Source organism: Streptomyces sp. UG1 (assembly GCF_049974585.1).
Classification (GTDB): domain Bacteria; phylum Actinomycetota; class Actinomycetes; order Streptomycetales; family Streptomycetaceae; genus Streptomyces.
The window spans coordinates 19,583-37,197 of sequence record NZ_JBNGGG010000029.1 but is presented as its reverse complement, the minus strand read 5'-3'; the positions used below and the strand labels follow the sequence as shown (position 1 = coordinate 37,197).

The following is a 17,615-nucleotide window of genomic DNA, read 5'->3' as shown; positions in this document are numbered from 1 at the left end:
GCGGCCGAGCCGGCGCTGCCCGAAAGACTGTCGCTGCCCGGGCCGCGCTCGGTCCCGGAGCAGCAGCGCGAACCGGAGGCGGCGTAACGGACTCAGGGGGTGTTGTGAAGGTCCCGCACGGCGCCCACGGCGCCCGGGCACGCGCCGGCTGTGACACCCGCCGCTAGCCCACGGCGGGTGCGGGCACGGCCGTCAGCGGCGGCGTACGGCCACGAAGCGCACCGGAGTGCCTGGCACCGCCTGTGCGGCGGCCGGGAGGTCAGCCGCGCGGACGACGGCGATCACCGGGTAGCCGCCCGTCGTCGGGTGGTCGGCGAGGAACACGACCGGCCGGCCGTCGGGCGGGACCTGCACCGCGCCCAGGACCACGCCCTCGCTGGGGAGTTCACGGGTGCGCGCCCGTTCCAGGGCAGGGCCCTCGGTGCGCAGCCCGATGCGGTTGCTGGCGGGGGAGACGCGGTACGGCCGGGCGGTGAAGGCGCGCACGGCCCGCGGCGTGAACCAGTCGTCGCGCGGGCCGAGCGTCACCCGCAGGACGAGTTCGGCGGGTGGCGCCGGCTGTGGGGCGACGTCCACGCGCGCGTGGAGCCCCGTCGGGGAGCCCAGGGGCAGCACCGCGCCGTCCGTGAGGGGCGGTGGGCCGAGGCCGGACAGCAGGTCCGTGGAGCGGCTGCCCAGGACCGGCTCGACGGCGATGCCGCCGGAGACGCCCACATAGCTCCGTACGCCCAAGAGGGCCGCGCCGACGTCCAGGAGCGCACCCGCGGGCACGCGCACCGGGGCGCCCCAGGCCACCGGGCGTCCGTCCACCGCGACCCGGCAGGGCGCGCCGCCGACCGCCACGGTGACGGAGGAACGGGGCCGCACCGTGCAGCCGTTGAGGGTCGTCTCCAGTACGGCCGCCTCGGGGGCGTTGCCGACCAGCCGGTTGACCAGGGCCGCCGCGGGTCCGTCCAGCGCCCCGGAGCGGGGGACGCCGAGATGGGCGTGCCCAGGACGGCCGAGGTCCTGCACAGTGGTGAGTGCCCCGGCGCGTACGACGGACAGCGCGCGGTCGGTCATGAGCTCCCCACCGGAACGAAGCGCACGCGCGTGCCCGGCGACAACAGCGCGGCCGGCACACGCGTGTGGTCCCACAGCACGGTGTCCGTGGTGCCGATCAGCTGCCAGCCGCCCGGCGACGAGCGCGGGTACACGCCGGTGTACGGGCCCGCCAGCGCCACCGCACCGGCGGGGACGGCGGTGCGCGGGGTGGCCCGGCGAGGGATGTCGTAGCGCGCAGGGAGGCCCGTGAGATAGCCGAATCCGGGCGCGAAGCCGCAGAAGGCGACGCTGAACTCGGTGTCCGCGTGAATGCGGGCCACCTCCTGCGCGGACACGCCCCAGTGCGCGGCGACGTCGGCCAGGTCCGGTCCGTCGTAGCGCACCGGGAGTTCGACGACCTCACGCGCGCGTGGCGGAGCGGGCGGCACGGCGGAGGAGGTCAGTTCGGAGGCGAGGCGGGCCGGGTCGGCGAGGCCGTCGAGCAGGACGGTCCGGGCCGCGGGGACGATCTCGCGGACCGACAGCGAGCCCTCGGCGCGGCGCCGCAGCAGCTCGGTGTGCAGCGCCTGGGCCTCCTCGCCCGAGGACACCTCGACGAGCAGCGCGTCGGCACCGACGGGTAGCGCCCTCATGCGAAGGCCTCCACCCGCACACCCGACTCCTCCAGCCGCGCCCGCACCCGGCGGGCCAGCTCGACCGCGCCGGGTGTGTCGCCGTGCAGGCACAGGGACCGCGCGCGTACCTCGACCCGGGTCCCGGCGTGGGAGGTGACCTCGCCGGTGTGGGCCAGGCCCACCGAGCGCTCCACGACGGCCTCCGGGTCGGTGACCACGGCGCCGTCCAGGCCGCGCGGCACGAGCGTGCCCTGTTCGGTGTACGCGCGGTCTGCGAACGCCTCCGTGACGGCCGGGAGCCCGGCCTTGGCGGCCAGGTCCAGCAGCCGGGAGCCGGGCAGGCCGAGCACGGGCAGCGCGGGATCAGCCAGGAGCACGCCGTCGACGACCGCGCCGGCCTGCTCCTCGTCGTGCACGACGCGGTTGTAGAGCGCGCCGTGCGGTTTGACGTACGACACGCGCGTGCCCGCCGCTCGCGCGAAGACCTCCAGGGCGCCGATCTGGTAGGCCACTTCGGCCGTCAGTTCGGCGGGCGGCACGTCCATCGTGCGCCGCCCGAACCCCGCCAGGTCCCGGTAGGAGACCTGGGCGCCGATCCGCACCCCGCGCTCGGCCGCCTGCTCGCACACCCGCCGCATGGTGGCCGCGTCCCCGGCGTGGAAGCCGCAGGCCACGTTGGCGCTGGTGACGACCGACAGCAGCCGTTCGTCGTCGGTGAGTTGCCAGCGGCCGAAGCCCTCACCGAGGTCGGCGTTGAGATCGATCGAGGTCATGCGTTACGTCGTTTCCTCTGTCAGGCGACGATGCGGTACTGCTCGTCGCGGGCGTCGGTCAGGAACATCTGGCCCGGCGCGTGGGTGATGGCGAACGGTGGGCGCGAGGCCATCACCGCGGCCTGCGGGGTCACTCCACAGGCCCAGAACATGGGGATGTCGTCCGGCTCCCTGTCCACCGGATCCCCGAAGTCGGGCCGCCCGAGGTCGGCGATGCCGAGGGCCGACGGATCGCCGCAGTGCACGGGGCTGCCGTGCACCGCCGGCAGCAGGCCGGTCTCCCGCAGCGCCGCCGCCACGTGCTGCGGCGGCACCGGGCGCATCGACACCACCATCGGGCCGCGCAGCCGCCCCGCCGGACGGCATGGGCGGCCGGTCACGTACATCGGGACGTTGCGGCCCTGCTCGACATGGCGGATCGGGACGCCCGCCTCGGCCAGCGCCCACTCGAAGGTGAAGCTGCAGCCGATCAGGAACGACACCAGATCGCCCCGCCAGTGGGCGCGCACGTCCGTCGGCTCGTCCACCAACTCGCCGTTGCGCCACACCCGGTAGCGCGGCAGATCGGTGCGCAGGTCGGCGCCGTCGGCGAGGACGGTGGTCCAGGATCCGGCGTCCGTGACGTCCAGGACCGGGCAGGGCTTGGGGTTGCGCTGGCAGAACAGCAGCATGTCGTACGCCCAGTCGGCGGGCACCGAGATCAGGTTGACCTGGGTGTGGCCCGCCGCGACCCCGGCCGTGGGGCCCGTGAGGCCCTCGCGGAAGCGCGCGCGTGCGGTGCGCGGGCTCCACGCGTGCGCGTGCTCGTCGACCAGGGTGAGCGGGCGGTCGCCGGTCACGGCCGGGAGCGGACGCCGCTCCGTACGGTTCACGCCAGCTCCTTCCCGCGTGTCTCCGGCAGCCCGAGCAGGGCGAGCGCCGCGATGCCGTAGCCGATCGCGCCGAAGACCAGCGCGCCGCCCACGCCCCAGCTGTCGGCCAGGAAGCCGACCGTGGTGGGGAAGACGGCGCCGACCGCGCGGCCGGTGTTGTACGTGAAGCCCTGTCCCGTGCCGCGCACCGCCGTCGGGTACAGCTCGCTCAGGTACGAGCCGAAGCCGCTGAAGATCGCCGACATGCAGAACCCGAGCGGGAAACCGAGCACGAGCAGCAGGGTGTTGGCGCCGCTCGGGATGTTCGCGTACGCCAGGATGCACAGTGCCGACAGCAGCGCGAACAGCCAGATGTTGCGCCGGCGGCCCAGCCGGTCGGTGAGGTAACCGCCGGTCAGATAGCCGATGAAGGCACCCGAGATCAGGAACGTCAGATAGCCGCCGGTGCCGACGACCGAAAGTTCCCGCTCGGTCTTGAGATAGGTCGGCACCCAGGTCGCGAGGGTGTAGTAGCCGCCCTGGACACCGGTCGAGAGCAGCCCCGCGAAGATCGTCGTACGCAGCAGGCCCGGCTTGAAGATCGCCGCGAACGAGCCCTTCTCGGTGCTCCTTTCGCGCACGGCCACGGCCTCGGGCGCGTCGTGCACCCGGCGCCGCATCCAGATGACGAGCAGCGCGGGCAGCGCGCCGGTCCAGAACATCACGCGCCAGGCGAGGTCGTCGTCGACGAGCGAGAAGACCAGCGTGTACATGATCGCCGCCAGCGCCCAGCCGACGGCCCACGAGCTCTGGATCGCGCCGAGCGTGCGGCCGCGGTGCTTGGCGCTCGCGTACTCGGCGACGAGGATCGCGCCGACCGCCCACTCGCCGCCGAAGCCGAGGCCCTGAAGGGCGCGGAAGACCAGCAGCGTCTCGTAGTTGGGCGCGAAGCCACAGGCGACGGTGAAGACCGCGTAGGTGATCACCGTGATCATCAGTGCCTTGACCCGGCCGATCCGGTCGGCCAGCACCCCGGCGAGGGCGCCGCCGACCGCGGAGACCACGAGCGTGACGGTGGTGAACAGGCCGGTCTGGCCGCTGTCCAGGCCGAAGTACGCGGCCAGCGCGACCATGCTCAGCGGCAGGGTGAAGTAGTCGTACGAATCCAGGGCATAGCCGCCGAAAGCGCCCGCGAAGGCGCGCCGGCCGCGCGGACCGAGAGCGCGCAGCCAGGCGAACGCGCCGTCGTCGGCGGCGCGTTCGTCGGTCGTGGGGTGGGACAGGGCCTGCGGCGGAGGGGTCGTGCTCATGGGCACCTCGCAGAGGGGGGACGGAGGGTGCTTGGAGAGTGAGCCGTGCCGGTGCGCAGTACCGTAGAGGATTGTTCAACGATCCCTCAATACCCATGTTGTTTCGTTCTTGTGTCTGCGATTGAATTCCAGGCATGGAAGAGCACCTGACCTCACTGTCCGAGGACCGCGCGCTCTTGGGCCGCACGAGCACCGCGGAGCGGGTCTCGGACATCCTCAGGAGCCGTATCGCCGAAGGGTTCTTCCCTCCCGGCACCCGCCTGTCCGAGGACAGCATCGGCGGCGCGCTCGGCGTCTCCCGCAACACCCTGCGCGAGGCGTTCCGGCTGCTCACACACGAACGCCTGCTCGTGCACGAGCTGAACCGAGGGGTCTTCGTCCGGGTACTGACCGTCGAGGACGTCGAGGACATCTACCGCACCCGCGGCCTGGTCGAGTGCGCCGTAGTGCGGGGTCTCGGCGAGCCCTCGCACAGCCTGGACGGGCTCTGCGAAGCCGTCGAGGAGGGGCGGCGGGCCGCGCGCGAAGGTGACTGGAAAGGCGTGGGTACCGCCAACATCCACTTCCACCGGGAGCTGGTCGCCCTCGCGGGAAGCGCCCGCACCGACGAGCTGATGCGCAGCGTCTTCGCGGAGCTTCGGCTCGCCTTCCACGTCGTGGACGACCCGAGGCGACTGCACGAGCCGTACCTGGCACGCAACCGGCAGATCCTCCAGGCCCTTCAGGCGGGCGACAAGGGCGAGGCCGAGAAGCTGCTCGCGGTCTACCTCGACGACTCACTGGAACGCGTCGTCGAGGTCTACCAGCGGCGGGTGAGCGCCCCGTAGCGGCGCGACCTGCGGTTGCAGCCGTCACGGCGGAGGGCGTTCGTTTGGGTCGATGTCAGACCCAGGACCTAGTCTGTGCACCGTGACTTCGCCTGCATCGACGGACCGTGTTCCGCCCCAGCTCAGCGCGGGGCCGCGCCCTGCTCCGGGCCCGGCCGCCGACGAGGGGCTGGCGCGGCGGCTGCGCGCGCTCGCCTGCACCGCGCCGCTGCACGACCTCGACGCCCGCAAGGCCAACCTCGCGGGCGAGTACTCGGTGTACGGCATGGCCGAGGTGGCGCTCGCCGCCATCGACCTGGTCACCCTCAACATGGACTTCGACACCGGCGCCGACCACGACCAGATCGTCGCCCGCCTCATCCCGCGCATCGCCGCCCAGGCCCCGCGCCGCCCCGTCGCCGAGCACGAGCGGGTGGCCCGCTGGGTCCTGGAGAACCTGATCAACGTCGGCAGCGTGGACCGCGGCTTCCGGGCGGTGTACGGCACCTTCGCGCCTGATGGCAGCTATGTCCGCCGTGACTACGACTTCAAGCTGATCGAGGAGGTGCCGGGACCGGGCGGCACGGTCTACCTCCGGACGACCGACGAAGCGGTCAACGTCCTCGTCGGCGCCCTCGACACCGACGTGACCAGCGCGCAGATCGCCGCCGAGGTCAAGCTCGAGGTGCTGATCAACCGAGGCCGCCTCGCCGACGCCCAGCTCGCCGCCGAGCAGGCCCGGTACCGCACCGTGCAGTACTCCGAGACGCTCCGCCGCGCCCTGGACGCGACCCGGCGCAACGTCCGGGCGGTCGACTGGCTGAACTCCGTACCGGACATGATCGCCGAGGCCCTCGACCACGTCGCCGACCGCTACCGCCACGAGAACGCGATCCTGACCAACATCCGCAAGGCCCGCGACGAGACCGAGGACCCGCAGCACAAGCGGCGCGCGGCCGAGCTGGTCGACATCGTCAAGGACTGCATCCGACGGCATACGCAGTTGCAGTCCCGGCTGTTGGAGGCCGGACCGCTCTTCCGCGCCGAACAGGACCGGCAGGCCTTCGCGACGCCGATGACGACGTCCGGGATCGACCTGTACGGCCACCTCGTCGCCCCCGTCCTGCCGCTGCCCCTGGAGCAGGCGGTCCGGGTCACCGACGCCTACTTCGCGCGCGGGACGGGACTGCGGACCCCGGTGTCGGTGCGGGTGGGCGATCTCGTCGACATACTGCTGACGCCGCCCGTGGAGCGGGAGCACCTGGGCGCCGAGATGCCCGAGCCCGACCTCATCGCGACGCCGGACGACAGCCGGTTCAGCGAGGAGCAGCTCGCGGCGGCGACGGAGCTGCTGGACCTGCCGGCGGATGCGCCACGGCGGCTGTCGGGGCTGTTGGCGCAGGCACGCCGGCAGGATCCCGACCTGCCGTACCTCGTCGCGCTGCTGGCGGTGCACGCGGCCAGCCCGGCGGTCGGCACGGCCTATCGGCAGGGCGAGGAGAAGCTGCTGTTCGCCGTGGACGACGGCACGGAGCTGGACGATCCCGAGTTCGGCGGCGCCGACCTGATCGTGGGGACGGCTCTGCTGGACGCGGCGGGGATGGCCGCCGACAGAACGGAAGCCGCATGAGCCGCGCCGGGCATCGCATGAGCGGCGCCGGGCACCGGACGGGTTGTGCTGGGCACCGCATGAGCTGCGCCGGGCACCGCAGGGACGACCAGCACCGCACCTCCGCGCACCACCGCATCGTTGAGCAACACCCCGACAAGGAGCCGAAACCGTGACCGAGCACGTCGAGTGGAGTGAGCCGGCGGCCGCCGCCCCGTCGGCGCCTGCCGCCGTCACCCCCGCCGACGCCGCCGACGCGGCGCGGCTCGTCGCCTTCGGGCTCCAGCCCAAGCTGCAGCCCGCGCGCGACCAGGAGTACGCCGATCTGCTGCGCCGCTACCGCGAGGACCCGGCGTTCGCGCGGCTCGCGGACGCCGTGGCCACCGGGCTCGGCCTGATCGTGCTGGAGGTCTCGCCGCGCGCGGGGATGGCGGTGACCGCGGCCGAGGACTCGGTGTTCGCCGTGCGCATGGGGGACTACGCGCGTCGTACCTCCGCCGACGGCAGCGACCGCTTCCTGCACGGGCTGGCACATCTCGCCGTCGCCGCCCTGGCGTTCCCGCGGCCCGAGGACCTGGCCGACGACGGCTACATCGGGCGCGTCACCGTCAACGGCGTCGACGCCTTCGTCCGGCAGGCCTGCCGCAAGCTGGAGGAGCGCGCGGACGAGCAGGGGGAGAACACCGACCCCGCCACGGACGCGCCCGGCCTGGAGGCCGCCTGGCGGATCTGGGTGAGACGCAGCGCGACCGGCGCCACCAAGGACGCCCGCCGCCTCGCCGGCTCCACGACCGGCATCATCGGCAAGGCGGTCGCCTTCCTCACCGACTCCGGGTTCCTCCAGCGGACCGGCGACGACAACGGCGGCACCTACCGGACGACCGCCCGCTACCAGCTCCAGGTGCGCGACATGGCCGGCAGCGCCGCCATGGCCGAGCTGCTGGAGCTCGGCGTGGTCCCGGTCACCGACGGCACGGCGACCCTGCTGCCCGCCGAGGACACGGACCACCTGGAGCTGGTGGCCGACGCCGGGCTGCCGTTCCACTCCGCCTGAAGCCCACGAGCTCCCCCGAGTCCCCGAACTTCCCCGACCTGCCGAAGACTTACGAGAGTCCGCCATGTACGAGCTGTCCCGGGTCCGCCTCTACTCCATCGGACCGGCCGGTGCGCGCTACGCCGACACCGTGCTTGACCTGCGCGGTGTGGGCGAGACCGTGCCCGACCCCGCGCCCACGCAGGCGGAGTTCTTCGAGGAGGAGCCCGTCGGGCCGCCGCGCAGGCCGGCCCCCGCGGGCGTGCTGTTCCTGGAGAACGGCGGCGGCAAGTCGGTCCTGCTCAAGCTGATCTTCTCGGTGATGCTCCCGGGGCACCGCAACACCCTCGGCGGCGCCAGCTCCGGTGTGCTACGCAAGTTCCTGCTCGCCGACGACTGCGGACACGTCGCGCTGGAGTGGCAGCACACGCTCACCGGCGAGTGCGTCGTGGTCGGCAAGGTCAGCGAGTGGCGCGGCCGCCAGGTCTCCAACGACCCGCGGAAGTTCGCCGAGGCCTGGTACTCCTTCCGCCCCGGACCCGGGCTGAGCCTGGACAACCTGCCCGTCGCCGAGTCCACCGCCGTACGGCCGCCCGTCGAGGGCCAGTCGGGCGCACAGGGCCGCCGCCGCACCATGAAGGGTTTCCGGGACGCCCTCACGGAGGCGGGCAAGGCGTATCCGCATCTGGAGGTGCACTGGGAAGAGATCCACGACCGCTGGATCGAGCACCTCGGCGACCTCGGCCTCGACCCCGAACTCTTCCGCTACCAGCGGGAGATGAACGCCGACGAAGGTGAGGCGGCCGGCCTCTTCGCGGTCAAGAAGGACGCCGACTTCACCGATCTGCTGCTGCGGGCCGTGACCGACACGCGCGACACCGACGGCCTCGCCGACCTGGTCAGCGGCTTCGGCAACAAGCTGGGCCGACGGGCCGAGCTGATCGCCGAGCGGGACTTCACCGCCGGGTCCGTCGACCTGCTCGGGCGGATCGTCGAGGCCGCCGAGGCACGCTCACGCGCGCGTGACATCCATGCTGGCGCCGAGCGGCGCACCCGGACCCTGGCCCGGCGGCTGTCCGCGCGGGGCGTCCAGGAGCGGCTGCGGGCCGCCGACCTCGCCCAGCGGGTCACCGCCGCCGCGTACGCCGTCACCCACGCCGAGGCGGCACGCGAGCGCAGCGCGCTGATCTCCGCCGAACTGGCCTACCGGCATGCCTCGTTGGCGCTCGCGGCGGCCGAGAAGTCGGCGGCCGCCCAGAAGCGCGAGCTGGCCGACGCACGCACCCTGCACTCGGCCTGGCAGGCCGCCGAAGCCGTCCTGCGGCACCGCGCCGCCTCCGACCGCGTCGCGCGCGTGGCGGCCGCCATCCAGGAGGCCGAGCGGGACGCGGCCCCCGCCCTGGCCGCCCGCGCCAAGGCCGCCGTCGATCTCGTACGGGCCCTGCACGCCGCCGCCGAGAACGCCGAGGCCCTCGCCAACGAAGGGGAGGAGCGGTCCGCCGCGCTCCAGGAGGTCAGCGAGTCCGCGTACCGGGACTCCACCGCCGCCGCCACCGACGCGCAGCGGGCCCGCAGTGAGGCCGGGCATCTGCGGCAGCGGCTGTCCGAGGTCGAGCAGGAGACCGCCGAGGCCGTGCGCGCGGGCTGGCTCGACGACAGCGCGCCCGACGCCGACCCGGCTCGCGCCGCCCTTGCGGCCAGCGACGCCGAGAAGAGCGCCGTCGCCGCCTGGGACACCGCCCGCGAGGCCTCCCGCCGCGCCTCGGAGCACGCCCGCGAGGCGGCCTCGACCGAGTCCCGCGCGGAGCTGACCGCGGCCCGCGCGGCGGACGCGGCGACCGCGGCGGAGCGTGCCTACGACGCCGAGCGGCGGCTCGCCGAGGGGCTGGCGGCCGTGGAGCGGCTCGCCGAACTGCTCAGCCTGACCGGCGAGTCCGGCGTGCGGCGCGGGCCCGTGCCCGCGCCGCGCATGGGTGACGACGACAGGGGGAGCGAGTCCGCGCGCGAGGGCGCGCTCACCCCGGAGGAGCTGGACCGGTTCGCCGACGAACTGCGTGACCTGCTCGACGACGCCGTGTCCGCCGCCGAGCGCCAGCTCTTCGAGCTGCGCACGGCCGCCGCCGACGACGCCCGGATCCTGGGCGCGCTCGGTGACGGCGGGCTGCTGCCGCCCGGCCCGGACGTGCTGGCCACCGTGGAGTTCCTCGGCGAGCAGGGCATCCCCGCGCTGCCGGGCTGGCGCTACCTCGCCCAGGCCGTCGACCCCGCCGACCACGCGCGCGTGCTGGCCGCCCGGCCCGAACTGGTCGACGGCGTGATCATCACCGACCCCGGCACGCACGCGCGTGCCCGCGAGGTGCTGAGCGACGCGGCCCTGCTGCCCCGGTCCGCCGTCGCGGTCGGCACGGCGGCCGCCCTGCTCGCCCCGACCCCGGCCGCCGACACACCGGGCGGACCCTCTCCCGATGTGTTCCTGGTACCGCCGAACCCGGCCATGCACGACGAGCACGCCGCCGACGAGGAGCGGCAGGCGCTGCGCGCGCGGGCGACCGAGCGCGACGAGGAGATCCGCACCCTCGCCGCGCGGCTCGGCAAGGACCGGGAGCTGGCGGCGCGGCTCGCCTCGTGGCGGACCGGCTGCCCGGCCGGACACCTGGTCGAGCTGGCGCAGGCCGCGCGGGACACACGCGCGTTCGCGCAGGAGTCCGAGGCCGAGCTGGCCGAGGCGCGGACCGTGCGGGCCGAGGCCGACGAAGCCGCAGCCGAGGCCGCCCAGGTCCGCGACGAGCGCCAGGAGGCCGCCCAGAAGGCGCGGCGCTCCGCCGACGCCCTGGCCGGGCTGGCCTTCCGGCTGCGCGAGCGGGCCGGCTGGCAGGTCAAGCTGCGCGAACTCGCCGACGAGGCCACCGAGTCCGAGGCCCGCGCCCAGTCCTGCCTGGAGCGTGCCCGCGCCGCCGACGAGGACCGCCGCGCCGCCCAGCGCGCCGCCGACGACGCACGCCGCACCGCGCGCACCCTGCGCGCCGAGCGCTCGGAGATCGCGGGCGCCCCCGACGACGTACCGGACACCGACGCGGACGCCCCGAAGGCGTCCCTGCCCGCGCTGCGCGAGGCGTACCGGGCCGCCTCCCAGGTGTACGAGAAGGTCGGCGTCGGCGCCGACCTGCGGGCCGAGCAGGCCCGCGCGGAGAGCGACGAGAGCGCCGCCCGCGCGGAGCTGGACCGGCTCAGCAACAAGGTCCGCACCCGGGCCGAACAGCTCCTGCAGTCGCCCGACGGCTCCGACGGACCGTCCCGGCAGGCGGCCGCCGCGCGCGCGGAGGAGCTGGTCCAGCTCCTGGAGACCCGCATGTCCAGCGCGAGCGAGCAGCTGGGCCGGCTGCGCGGCGAGGCCGAGCGGCACGCACCCGAGGACGGCGAGGCGCACACCGAGCTGTCCGAGGAGCTCCAGCCCCGCGACGCCGACCAGGCACAGGCCCTGCTGCGCACCGCCACCGCCGAACTCGCCTCCCGCACCGAGGCGTTGACGCAGGCCCGCGAGGCCCACGCGGAACTCCTCGAAGCCCACCGCGCCGCCGAGGACGCGGCCGGCGGCTTCGACGAGATCGCAGCGATGCTCCGCGACCTGCTGCGCGAGCACACCACCGACGAGGAGCAGGAGGAGCCGGAGCCGTACCCCGGCAGCCCCGAGGAGGCCCGGCAGTCCGCCGCCGAGGCCCGCCGGTCGCTGCGCGGCTGCGCCGCCGACCTGTCCGCCGCCGATGCCGCCGTCCGTGAGGCGAGCGACGTACTCGTCCGGCACGCCAACTCCACACGCTACGAGCAAGTCCGCACCCCCGCCCGCCAGCAGATCCGCGAACTGCCCGCCTCCGCACTGCCCGAGCACGCACAGAAGTGGGCGGACGCCTTCGCCCCCCGACTGCGCGTCCTCACCGACGAGTTGGCCCAGCTCGAACGCAACCGCGACTCGATCGTGGACCGCCTCCGCGGCCTGGTGGAGTCCGCGCTGGCCACCCTGCGCTCCGCCCAGCGCCTGTCCCGGCTGCCCGAGGGGCTCGGCGAGTGGTCCGGGCAGGAGTTCCTGCGCATCCGCTTCGAGGAGCCCGACCAGGCGACCTTGACCGAACGCCTCGGCGAGGTCATCGACGAGGCGACCAGAGCGGCCGTGAAGAAGAACTCCGACCTGCGGCGCGACGGAATGTCCCTGCTGCTGCGAGGAGTCGCGGCGGCGCTCCAGCCCAAGGGCGTCGCCGTCGAGATCCTCAAGCCGGACGCCGTGCTGCGCGCCGAGCGGGTGCCGGTCGGCCAGATGGGCGACGTGTTCTCCGGGGGCCAGCTGCTCACGGCGGCCATCGCGCTGTACTGCACGATGGCCGCGCTCAGGTCGAACGACCGGGGCCGCGACAAGCACCGTCACGCGGGCACGCTGTTCCTCGACAACCCCATCGGCCGCGCCAACGCGACCTATCTGCTGGAGCTGCAGCGGGCCGTGTCCGACGCGCTCGGCGTCCAGCTCCTCTACACCACCGGCCTATTCGACACGACGGCACTGGCGGAGTTCCCGCTGGTCATCCGCCTGCGCAATGACGCCGACCTCAGGGCGGGCCTGAAGTACATCAGCGTGGAGGAGCACCTGCGCCCGGGACTGCCCCAGCAGCCGCAGGCGGGGGAGGCGGTGCACAGCGAGATCACGGCGACGCGCATGTTCAAGAAGCCGGCGAACAGCGCCCCCTGAGCGGGCGGGAGCCCGATGATCACGCTCGGTGGCTCCGCGTCGGCCGGATCGCCGCCGCGTGGACCGCGGAGGTACGCCGTTGAGGACATGGCTGGTTGTGTGCGCTCACGCGCCTCGCAGCCAGCCGCCCTGCGACGTGACCGCTCAGGAGTGCGACAACTGCCCCGCCCCACCCCGCCGACGTATTCGCTCCTGCGCGCGCTCCGCCTCCCGCGCCTGCCGGCGCGCCCGGCGCCGCTCGCGGCGCAGCGAGCGGGCCGTGCTGCTCGGTGCCGAGACCACGCCGTTGCGCTGGTTCCACACCTGGCGGGTCACCCAGACGTCGAGGGCGCCCCAGGTGGCCACCACGGTGCTGACCACGCTGCTGATCACCATCGGGAACGCCAGCCACGATCCCGCCAGAGTGCACAGGAAGGCCACCATCGCCTGGATCAGCGTCAGCGCGATGATCAGCACGGCCCGCACCGCCGACCTCCGCACCGGATCCGGCATCCGGCGCCGCCGCGCGGGCTCCTCCACCCATAGCGGCCGGTAACCCGACGACTCCTGGACCGCCGCCCGGTCATCAACGGACCCGGTGCCGCTCTCCGTCTCCCGGCGTGTGCCCGCCGGAATGTCGCGATCCAGCGCTTCGGGTGCGTGCTGCGTCCTCGCGGGCGCCGTAACGCCGTCCTCGGGCGCCTCGCGCCGCTCCGCCGTGCCCATCACCGTGTCACTCCCCACCGCCAGCAGACCGCTCGCCCGTGCCTGAAGACCCGGCTCCCCAGTGGCTGCCCGGCTTGCGCTGTTTTACGCCGCCGAGGGACGGGATACGGCTCCTGTGGCCCATTCCGCCCCCATTTCCCGTACAGAAGGACGAACGACGCGTCTCGAAGATTCCCGGGAAAGATAAAATTCCGGCCAACTGGCCAGGGTGACCGTCCGGTTCCCGCCGTCGGGGCGCCGCGCGATCGAGGGAGGCAATCTCCCGCAATGCCCGGACAACTCCCCATGTCTCGCCGCCGGTGCGGAAGTTCAGGTTCCGGACGGCTCTTCGAGATACCTGCGCGTCGGTAGTAGGCTCGCGCCGATTGTTGACGCACAGGTGTGCCCCTCTGACCGATGGGGGGTTTGAGCTGGGGGAGGCCATGCGCTTTCGCGGGAAGTCGATCCGCCGGAAGATGGTGGCGCTGCTTCTCGTGCCGCTGGTGTCCCTGACCGCGATCTGGGGTTTCGCCACGGTACTCACGGGGCGAGGTGTGGCCCAACTGTTCACGGTCTCGTCCCTGGTCGAGAAGATCGGCTACTCCACCGAGGACGCCGTCCGCGTGCTCCAGCAGGAGCGCCGCCAGGCACTGGTCTATCTCGCCGACCCCCGGGCCTCGGACGCGCTGACCGCGCTGCGCGTCACCCGAAGCGCCACGGACGCCGCCGTCTCCGACATCCGTAAGAACGCCAAGGACCCCGACGTCCGCGACGGGATGGACGAGGGCGACGAAGAGCGCCTCACCGCCGTCCTGGACGCCTTCGACGGCATCAACTCCCTGCGCGGCAGCGTCGAGGACGGGACGGTGACCCGCACCCAGGCCCTCTACCTCTACAACCGGCTCGTCGACCCCTGCTACGCCCTGCTGGGCTCCCTGGACGGCATCGACAGCGTCGCGATGGACAAGCAGGCCCGCGCCCTGCTCAACGTCACCCGCGCCCGCGAACTCCTCTCCCGCGAGGACGCCCTGCTCAGCTCCGCCCTCGTGGTCGGCAAGCTCACCCGCGAGGAGATCCGCGACGTCTCCGACCTCATCGCCCAGCGCACCCTGACGTACGACCTCAGCCTGACGGACCTGCCCTCGTCCGAGCGGCAGCGCTACGAGCGCTTCTGGAAGAACGCCTCCACCACCCCGCTGCGCGTCGCCGAGCAGGCGATCGTCTTCTCCCAGCCCGGCAAGACCAGCACCGTCGAGGCCAAGAGCTGGGACACCGCCGCAGGCAGCGTCCTCGAAGAGCTCAGCAAGCTCAACGACGAGGCGGGCGCCCGCTACCAGGAGCGTGTCCAGCCGGTCGCGATGGGCGTCATCGTCAAGGCGGCCGTCGCGGGCGTCCTCGGTCTGCTCGCCCTGCTGCTCTCGCTCTTCCTGTCCGTGCGCATCGGCCGCAGCCTGATCCGCGATCTGCGGCAGCTCCGCCTGGAGGCCCACGAGGCGTCCGGCGTCCGACTGCCCAGCGTGATGCGCCGCCTCTCCGCCGGCGAACAGGTCGACGTGGAGACCGAGGTCCCGCGCCTGGAATACGACAAGAACGAGATAGGCGAGGTCGGCCAGGCCCTCAACAGCCTGCAGCGCGCCGCCGTCGAGGCCGCCGTCAAGCAGGCCGAACTGCGCGCCGGGGTCTCCGAGGTCTTCGTCAACCTCGCCCGCCGCAGCCAGGTCCTCCTCCACAAGCAGCTCACCCTCCTCGACACCATGGAACGCCGGACCGAGGACACCGACGAACTCGCCGACCTGTTCCGCCTGGACCACCTGACCACCCGTATGCGCCGGCACGCCGAAGGCCTGGTGATCCTCTCCGGCGCCGCCCCCTCCCGGCAGTGGCGCAAACCCGTCCAGCTCATGGACGTCGTCCGCGCCGCGGTCGCCGAGGTCGAGGACTACGAACGCATCGAGGTCCGCCGCCTGCCCCGCGTCGCCGTCACCGGACCGGCCGTCGCGGACGTCACCCACCTCGTGGCCGAACTCCTGGAGAACGCCACCGTGTTCTCCCCGCCACACACCGCGGTCCAGGTACTCGGCGAGCGGGTCGCCAACGGCTTCACCCTGGAGATCCACGACCGAGGCCTGGGTATGGCGGCCGAGGCCCTGCTGGACGCCAACCTCCGGCTCGCCGAGACGCCCGAGTTCGAGCTGTCCGACACCGACCGGCTCGGCCTGTTCGTGGTCAGCCGTCTCGCCCAGCGGCAGAACGTCCGGGTCTCGCTCCAGCCGTCGCCGTACGGCGGCACCACCGCCGTCGTCTTCATCCCCGACGCGCTGCTCACCGACGACGTGCCGGACACCAACGGCATCGGATTCCGGCTCGACCGGCCCACGCCCTCCAAGGAGGCCGAGCTGGAGGAGGCACGCCGGGCCGCCCTCTCCCAGGTGCCGGCACGCGTGCCCGGACTGCCCCCCGCGCTGCTGGACGGCCCGGTCGAGCTGGAGGCCCCCGTCGACCTCGACGCCCTCAGCGACTTCCCGGACACCCTCGACGACGAGGACGGCGACCGCGGCGGCCTGTTCCGCCCGCGCCGCGCCCTCACCCGGACGGAAGCCGAGACGACCGGCCCGCACGGTGAACCGCACCCGGCCCCCGGCGCCCATGGCGGACCGGACCGCGCCGAGCGCGACGACGACGTGAACGCCCCGGTGCCACTGCCCCGCCGCAGCACACCCAAGCTCGTCAGCTCGCACGGACGCCCGGTCACCGAGCAGCGATCCCGGCGCGAGAAGGGGGACGCGGAGCCTTCGGCGGGCCCCAGCAGCCCACAGCCGAACGGTCTCGCTCCGCTGCCGACCCGCCGCCGCGCGACCGGACCCCGTGGTGAGGCGGCGGCCGACGGACCGGACCGGCTCGGCGATCGCTCCGAGACCCCGCCCTCCCCGGAACGCGAGCGCGCCGAGTCCTCGCAGGCACCGGCTCTCCCCAGACGCAGCCGCCGCCCCGCGATCGCGTCGAGCGGCCCCGACGACTCCGTACCGAGCCCGCCCCCCACGCCACAGCAGCCCGGCTCCGGTGCCGGACCGCTGCCCCGGCGGATACGGCAGGCCAATCTGGCTCCGCAGCTCAGGCAGGGCCCGCCGCCACGGACCGAGGAGAAGCCGGAGGCCGCCGAGCGGGACGCGGACGAGGTACGCAGCCGAATGGCCTCACTCCAGCGCGGCTGGCAGCGCGGCCGCCGGGAGAACGCCGCGGGCGACAGCGCCCACAGCGGCACAGCACCACAGGGAACGAGTAAGGGGGACGGTCGATGACCGCACCGAAGGCGACCGGCCACTCCGCGACCAACCAGTCCGGGGAGCTCAACTGGCTCCTCGACGACCTGGTGGACCGCGTCGCCAGCATCCGCAAGGCCGTCGTGCTCTCCAGCGACGGCCTGCCGACGGGTGTGTCCAAGGACCTGACCCGCGAGGACAGCGAGCACCTCGCCGCCGTCGCGTCCGGGTTCCACAGCCTCGCCAAGGGCGTGGGCCGCCACTTCGAAGCGGGCAACGTCCGGCAGACGGTCGTCGAGCTCGACGACGCCTTCCTCTTCGTGACGGCCGCCGGTGACGGCAGTTGCCTCGCGGTGCTCTCGGACGCCGATTCCGACGTCGGCCTGGTCGCGTACGAGATGACGCTCCTCGTCAAGCGGGTCGGCGCACATCTGGGCGCCGCTCCGCGCACCGATCTGCCCTCGGGCGGGTAGTGGGATGGCATGAGCGCTGACGGTCAGGGAAGAAGCCACTGGTTCGACGACGACGCCGGACCGGTCGTCCGCCCGTACGCCATGACGCGTGGCCGCACCACCAGTGCGGCCCAGCACCGCCTCGACCTGATCGCGGTGGTCGTCGCCGAACCGCACGCGGACGACCCGGACGCCGACTCGACGCTGTCCCCGGAACACGTGGACATCGTCGGTCTGTGCCGTGACGCCCCGCAGTCCGTCGCCGAGCTCTCCGCCGAACTCGATCTGCCGATCGGAGTGGTACGGGTCCTCATCGGGGATCTCGTGGACGGAGAATTCGTCCATGTGAACCGGCCAGTACCGCCTGCCGAGCTGGTGGACGAGAGTATTCTGCGCGATGTGATCAACGGCCTGCGGGCGCTGTGAGCGGCGCGGAAGCGGGGT

13 protein-coding genes are annotated in these 17,615 nt (G+C 73.5%); 7 read left to right on the top strand and 6 right to left on the bottom strand.

Translation table 11 applies throughout. The features are described from left to right. Positions 1 to 192 precede the first annotated feature (192 nt). Genes ACP4J3_RS29655 through ACP4J3_RS29635 form a run of 5 tightly spaced genes read right to left on the bottom strand, consistent with a single transcriptional unit; the run spans position 193 to position 4,592 of the window. Positions 193 to 1,062, bottom strand: a complete 870-nt coding sequence (locus ACP4J3_RS29655) for a biotin-dependent carboxyltransferase family protein (RefSeq protein WP_426539119.1) — start codon at positions 1,060 to 1,062, stop codon at positions 193 to 195. After that, a complete protein-coding gene (locus ACP4J3_RS29650; RefSeq protein WP_426539118.1) occupies positions 1,059 to 1,676 on the bottom strand; it encodes a 5-oxoprolinase subunit B family protein in 618 nt (205 codons plus the stop codon). The genes ACP4J3_RS29655 and ACP4J3_RS29650 overlap by 4 nt, the downstream gene beginning before the upstream one ends. Beyond that, positions 1,673 to 2,431 (bottom strand): LamB/YcsF family protein, encoded by a 759-nt coding sequence (locus tag ACP4J3_RS29645; RefSeq protein WP_426539117.1) that lies wholly within the window; start codon positions 2,429 to 2,431, stop codon positions 1,673 to 1,675. The genes ACP4J3_RS29650 and ACP4J3_RS29645 overlap by 4 nt, the downstream gene beginning before the upstream one ends. Before the next feature lie 20 nt (positions 2,432 to 2,451). After that, the gene (locus ACP4J3_RS29640) at positions 2,452 to 3,303 is read right to left on the bottom strand and encodes a putative hydro-lyase (protein ID WP_426539116.1); all 852 of its coding nucleotides are present in this window, start codon (positions 3,301 to 3,303) and stop codon (positions 2,452 to 2,454) included. After that, on the bottom strand, positions 3,300 to 4,592 hold the full coding sequence (locus ACP4J3_RS29635; protein WP_426539115.1) for an MFS transporter: 1,293 nt from the start codon (positions 4,590 to 4,592) through the stop codon (positions 3,300 to 3,302). The genes ACP4J3_RS29640 and ACP4J3_RS29635 overlap by 4 nt, the downstream gene beginning before the upstream one ends. A 134-nt stretch (positions 4,593 to 4,726) precedes the next feature. Here ACP4J3_RS29635 and ACP4J3_RS29630 point away from each other — a divergent pair, with 134 nt between their 5' ends. The 4 genes from ACP4J3_RS29630 (at position 4,727) to ACP4J3_RS29615 (ending at position 12,775) form a co-directional block, all read left to right on the top strand. Beyond that, on the top strand, positions 4,727 to 5,419 hold the full coding sequence (locus ACP4J3_RS29630; RefSeq protein WP_426539114.1) for a GntR family transcriptional regulator: 693 nt from the start codon (positions 4,727 to 4,729) through the stop codon (positions 5,417 to 5,419). An 82-nt stretch (positions 5,420 to 5,501) separates the two neighbouring features. Then, entirely contained in the window at positions 5,502 to 7,028 is a 1,527-nt protein-coding gene (locus ACP4J3_RS29625) for a hypothetical protein (protein ID WP_426539113.1), read from the top strand. A 151-nt stretch (positions 7,029 to 7,179) separates the two neighbouring features. Next, the gene (locus tag ACP4J3_RS29620) at positions 7,180 to 8,061 is read left to right on the top strand and encodes a hypothetical protein (protein WP_426539112.1); all 882 of its coding nucleotides are present in this window, start codon (positions 7,180 to 7,182) and stop codon (positions 8,059 to 8,061) included. Between the two features lie 64 nt (positions 8,062 to 8,125). After that, complete coding sequence (locus tag ACP4J3_RS29615) at positions 8,126 to 12,775, top strand: hypothetical protein (RefSeq protein ID WP_426539111.1); 4,650 nt, start codon at positions 8,126 to 8,128, stop codon at positions 12,773 to 12,775. Positions 12,776 to 12,919: 144 nt separating this feature from the next. On the opposite strand, the gene ACP4J3_RS29610 is transcribed toward ACP4J3_RS29615, so the two are convergent. Next, a complete protein-coding gene (locus ACP4J3_RS29610) occupies positions 12,920 to 13,480 on the bottom strand; it encodes a hypothetical protein (protein ID WP_426539214.1) in 561 nt (186 codons plus the stop codon). A gap of 422 nt (positions 13,481 to 13,902) precedes the next feature. Here ACP4J3_RS29610 and ACP4J3_RS29605 point away from each other — a divergent pair, with 422 nt between their 5' ends. Genes ACP4J3_RS29605 through ACP4J3_RS29595 form a run of 3 tightly spaced genes read left to right on the top strand, consistent with a single transcriptional unit; the run spans position 13,903 to position 17,597 of the window. After that, entirely contained in the window at positions 13,903 to 16,758 is a 2,856-nt protein-coding gene (locus tag ACP4J3_RS29605; protein WP_426539110.1) for a nitrate- and nitrite sensing domain-containing protein, read from the top strand. Then, a complete protein-coding gene (locus ACP4J3_RS29600; RefSeq protein WP_426539109.1) occupies positions 16,755 to 17,192 on the top strand; it encodes a roadblock/LC7 domain-containing protein in 438 nt (145 codons plus the stop codon). Before ACP4J3_RS29605 ends, ACP4J3_RS29600 begins: the two co-directional genes overlap by 4 nt. A gap of 9 nt (positions 17,193 to 17,201) precedes the next feature. Further along, a complete protein-coding gene (locus ACP4J3_RS29595; protein ID WP_194048313.1) occupies positions 17,202 to 17,597 on the top strand; it encodes a DUF742 domain-containing protein in 396 nt (131 codons plus the stop codon). Positions 17,598 to 17,615 lie beyond the last annotated feature (18 nt).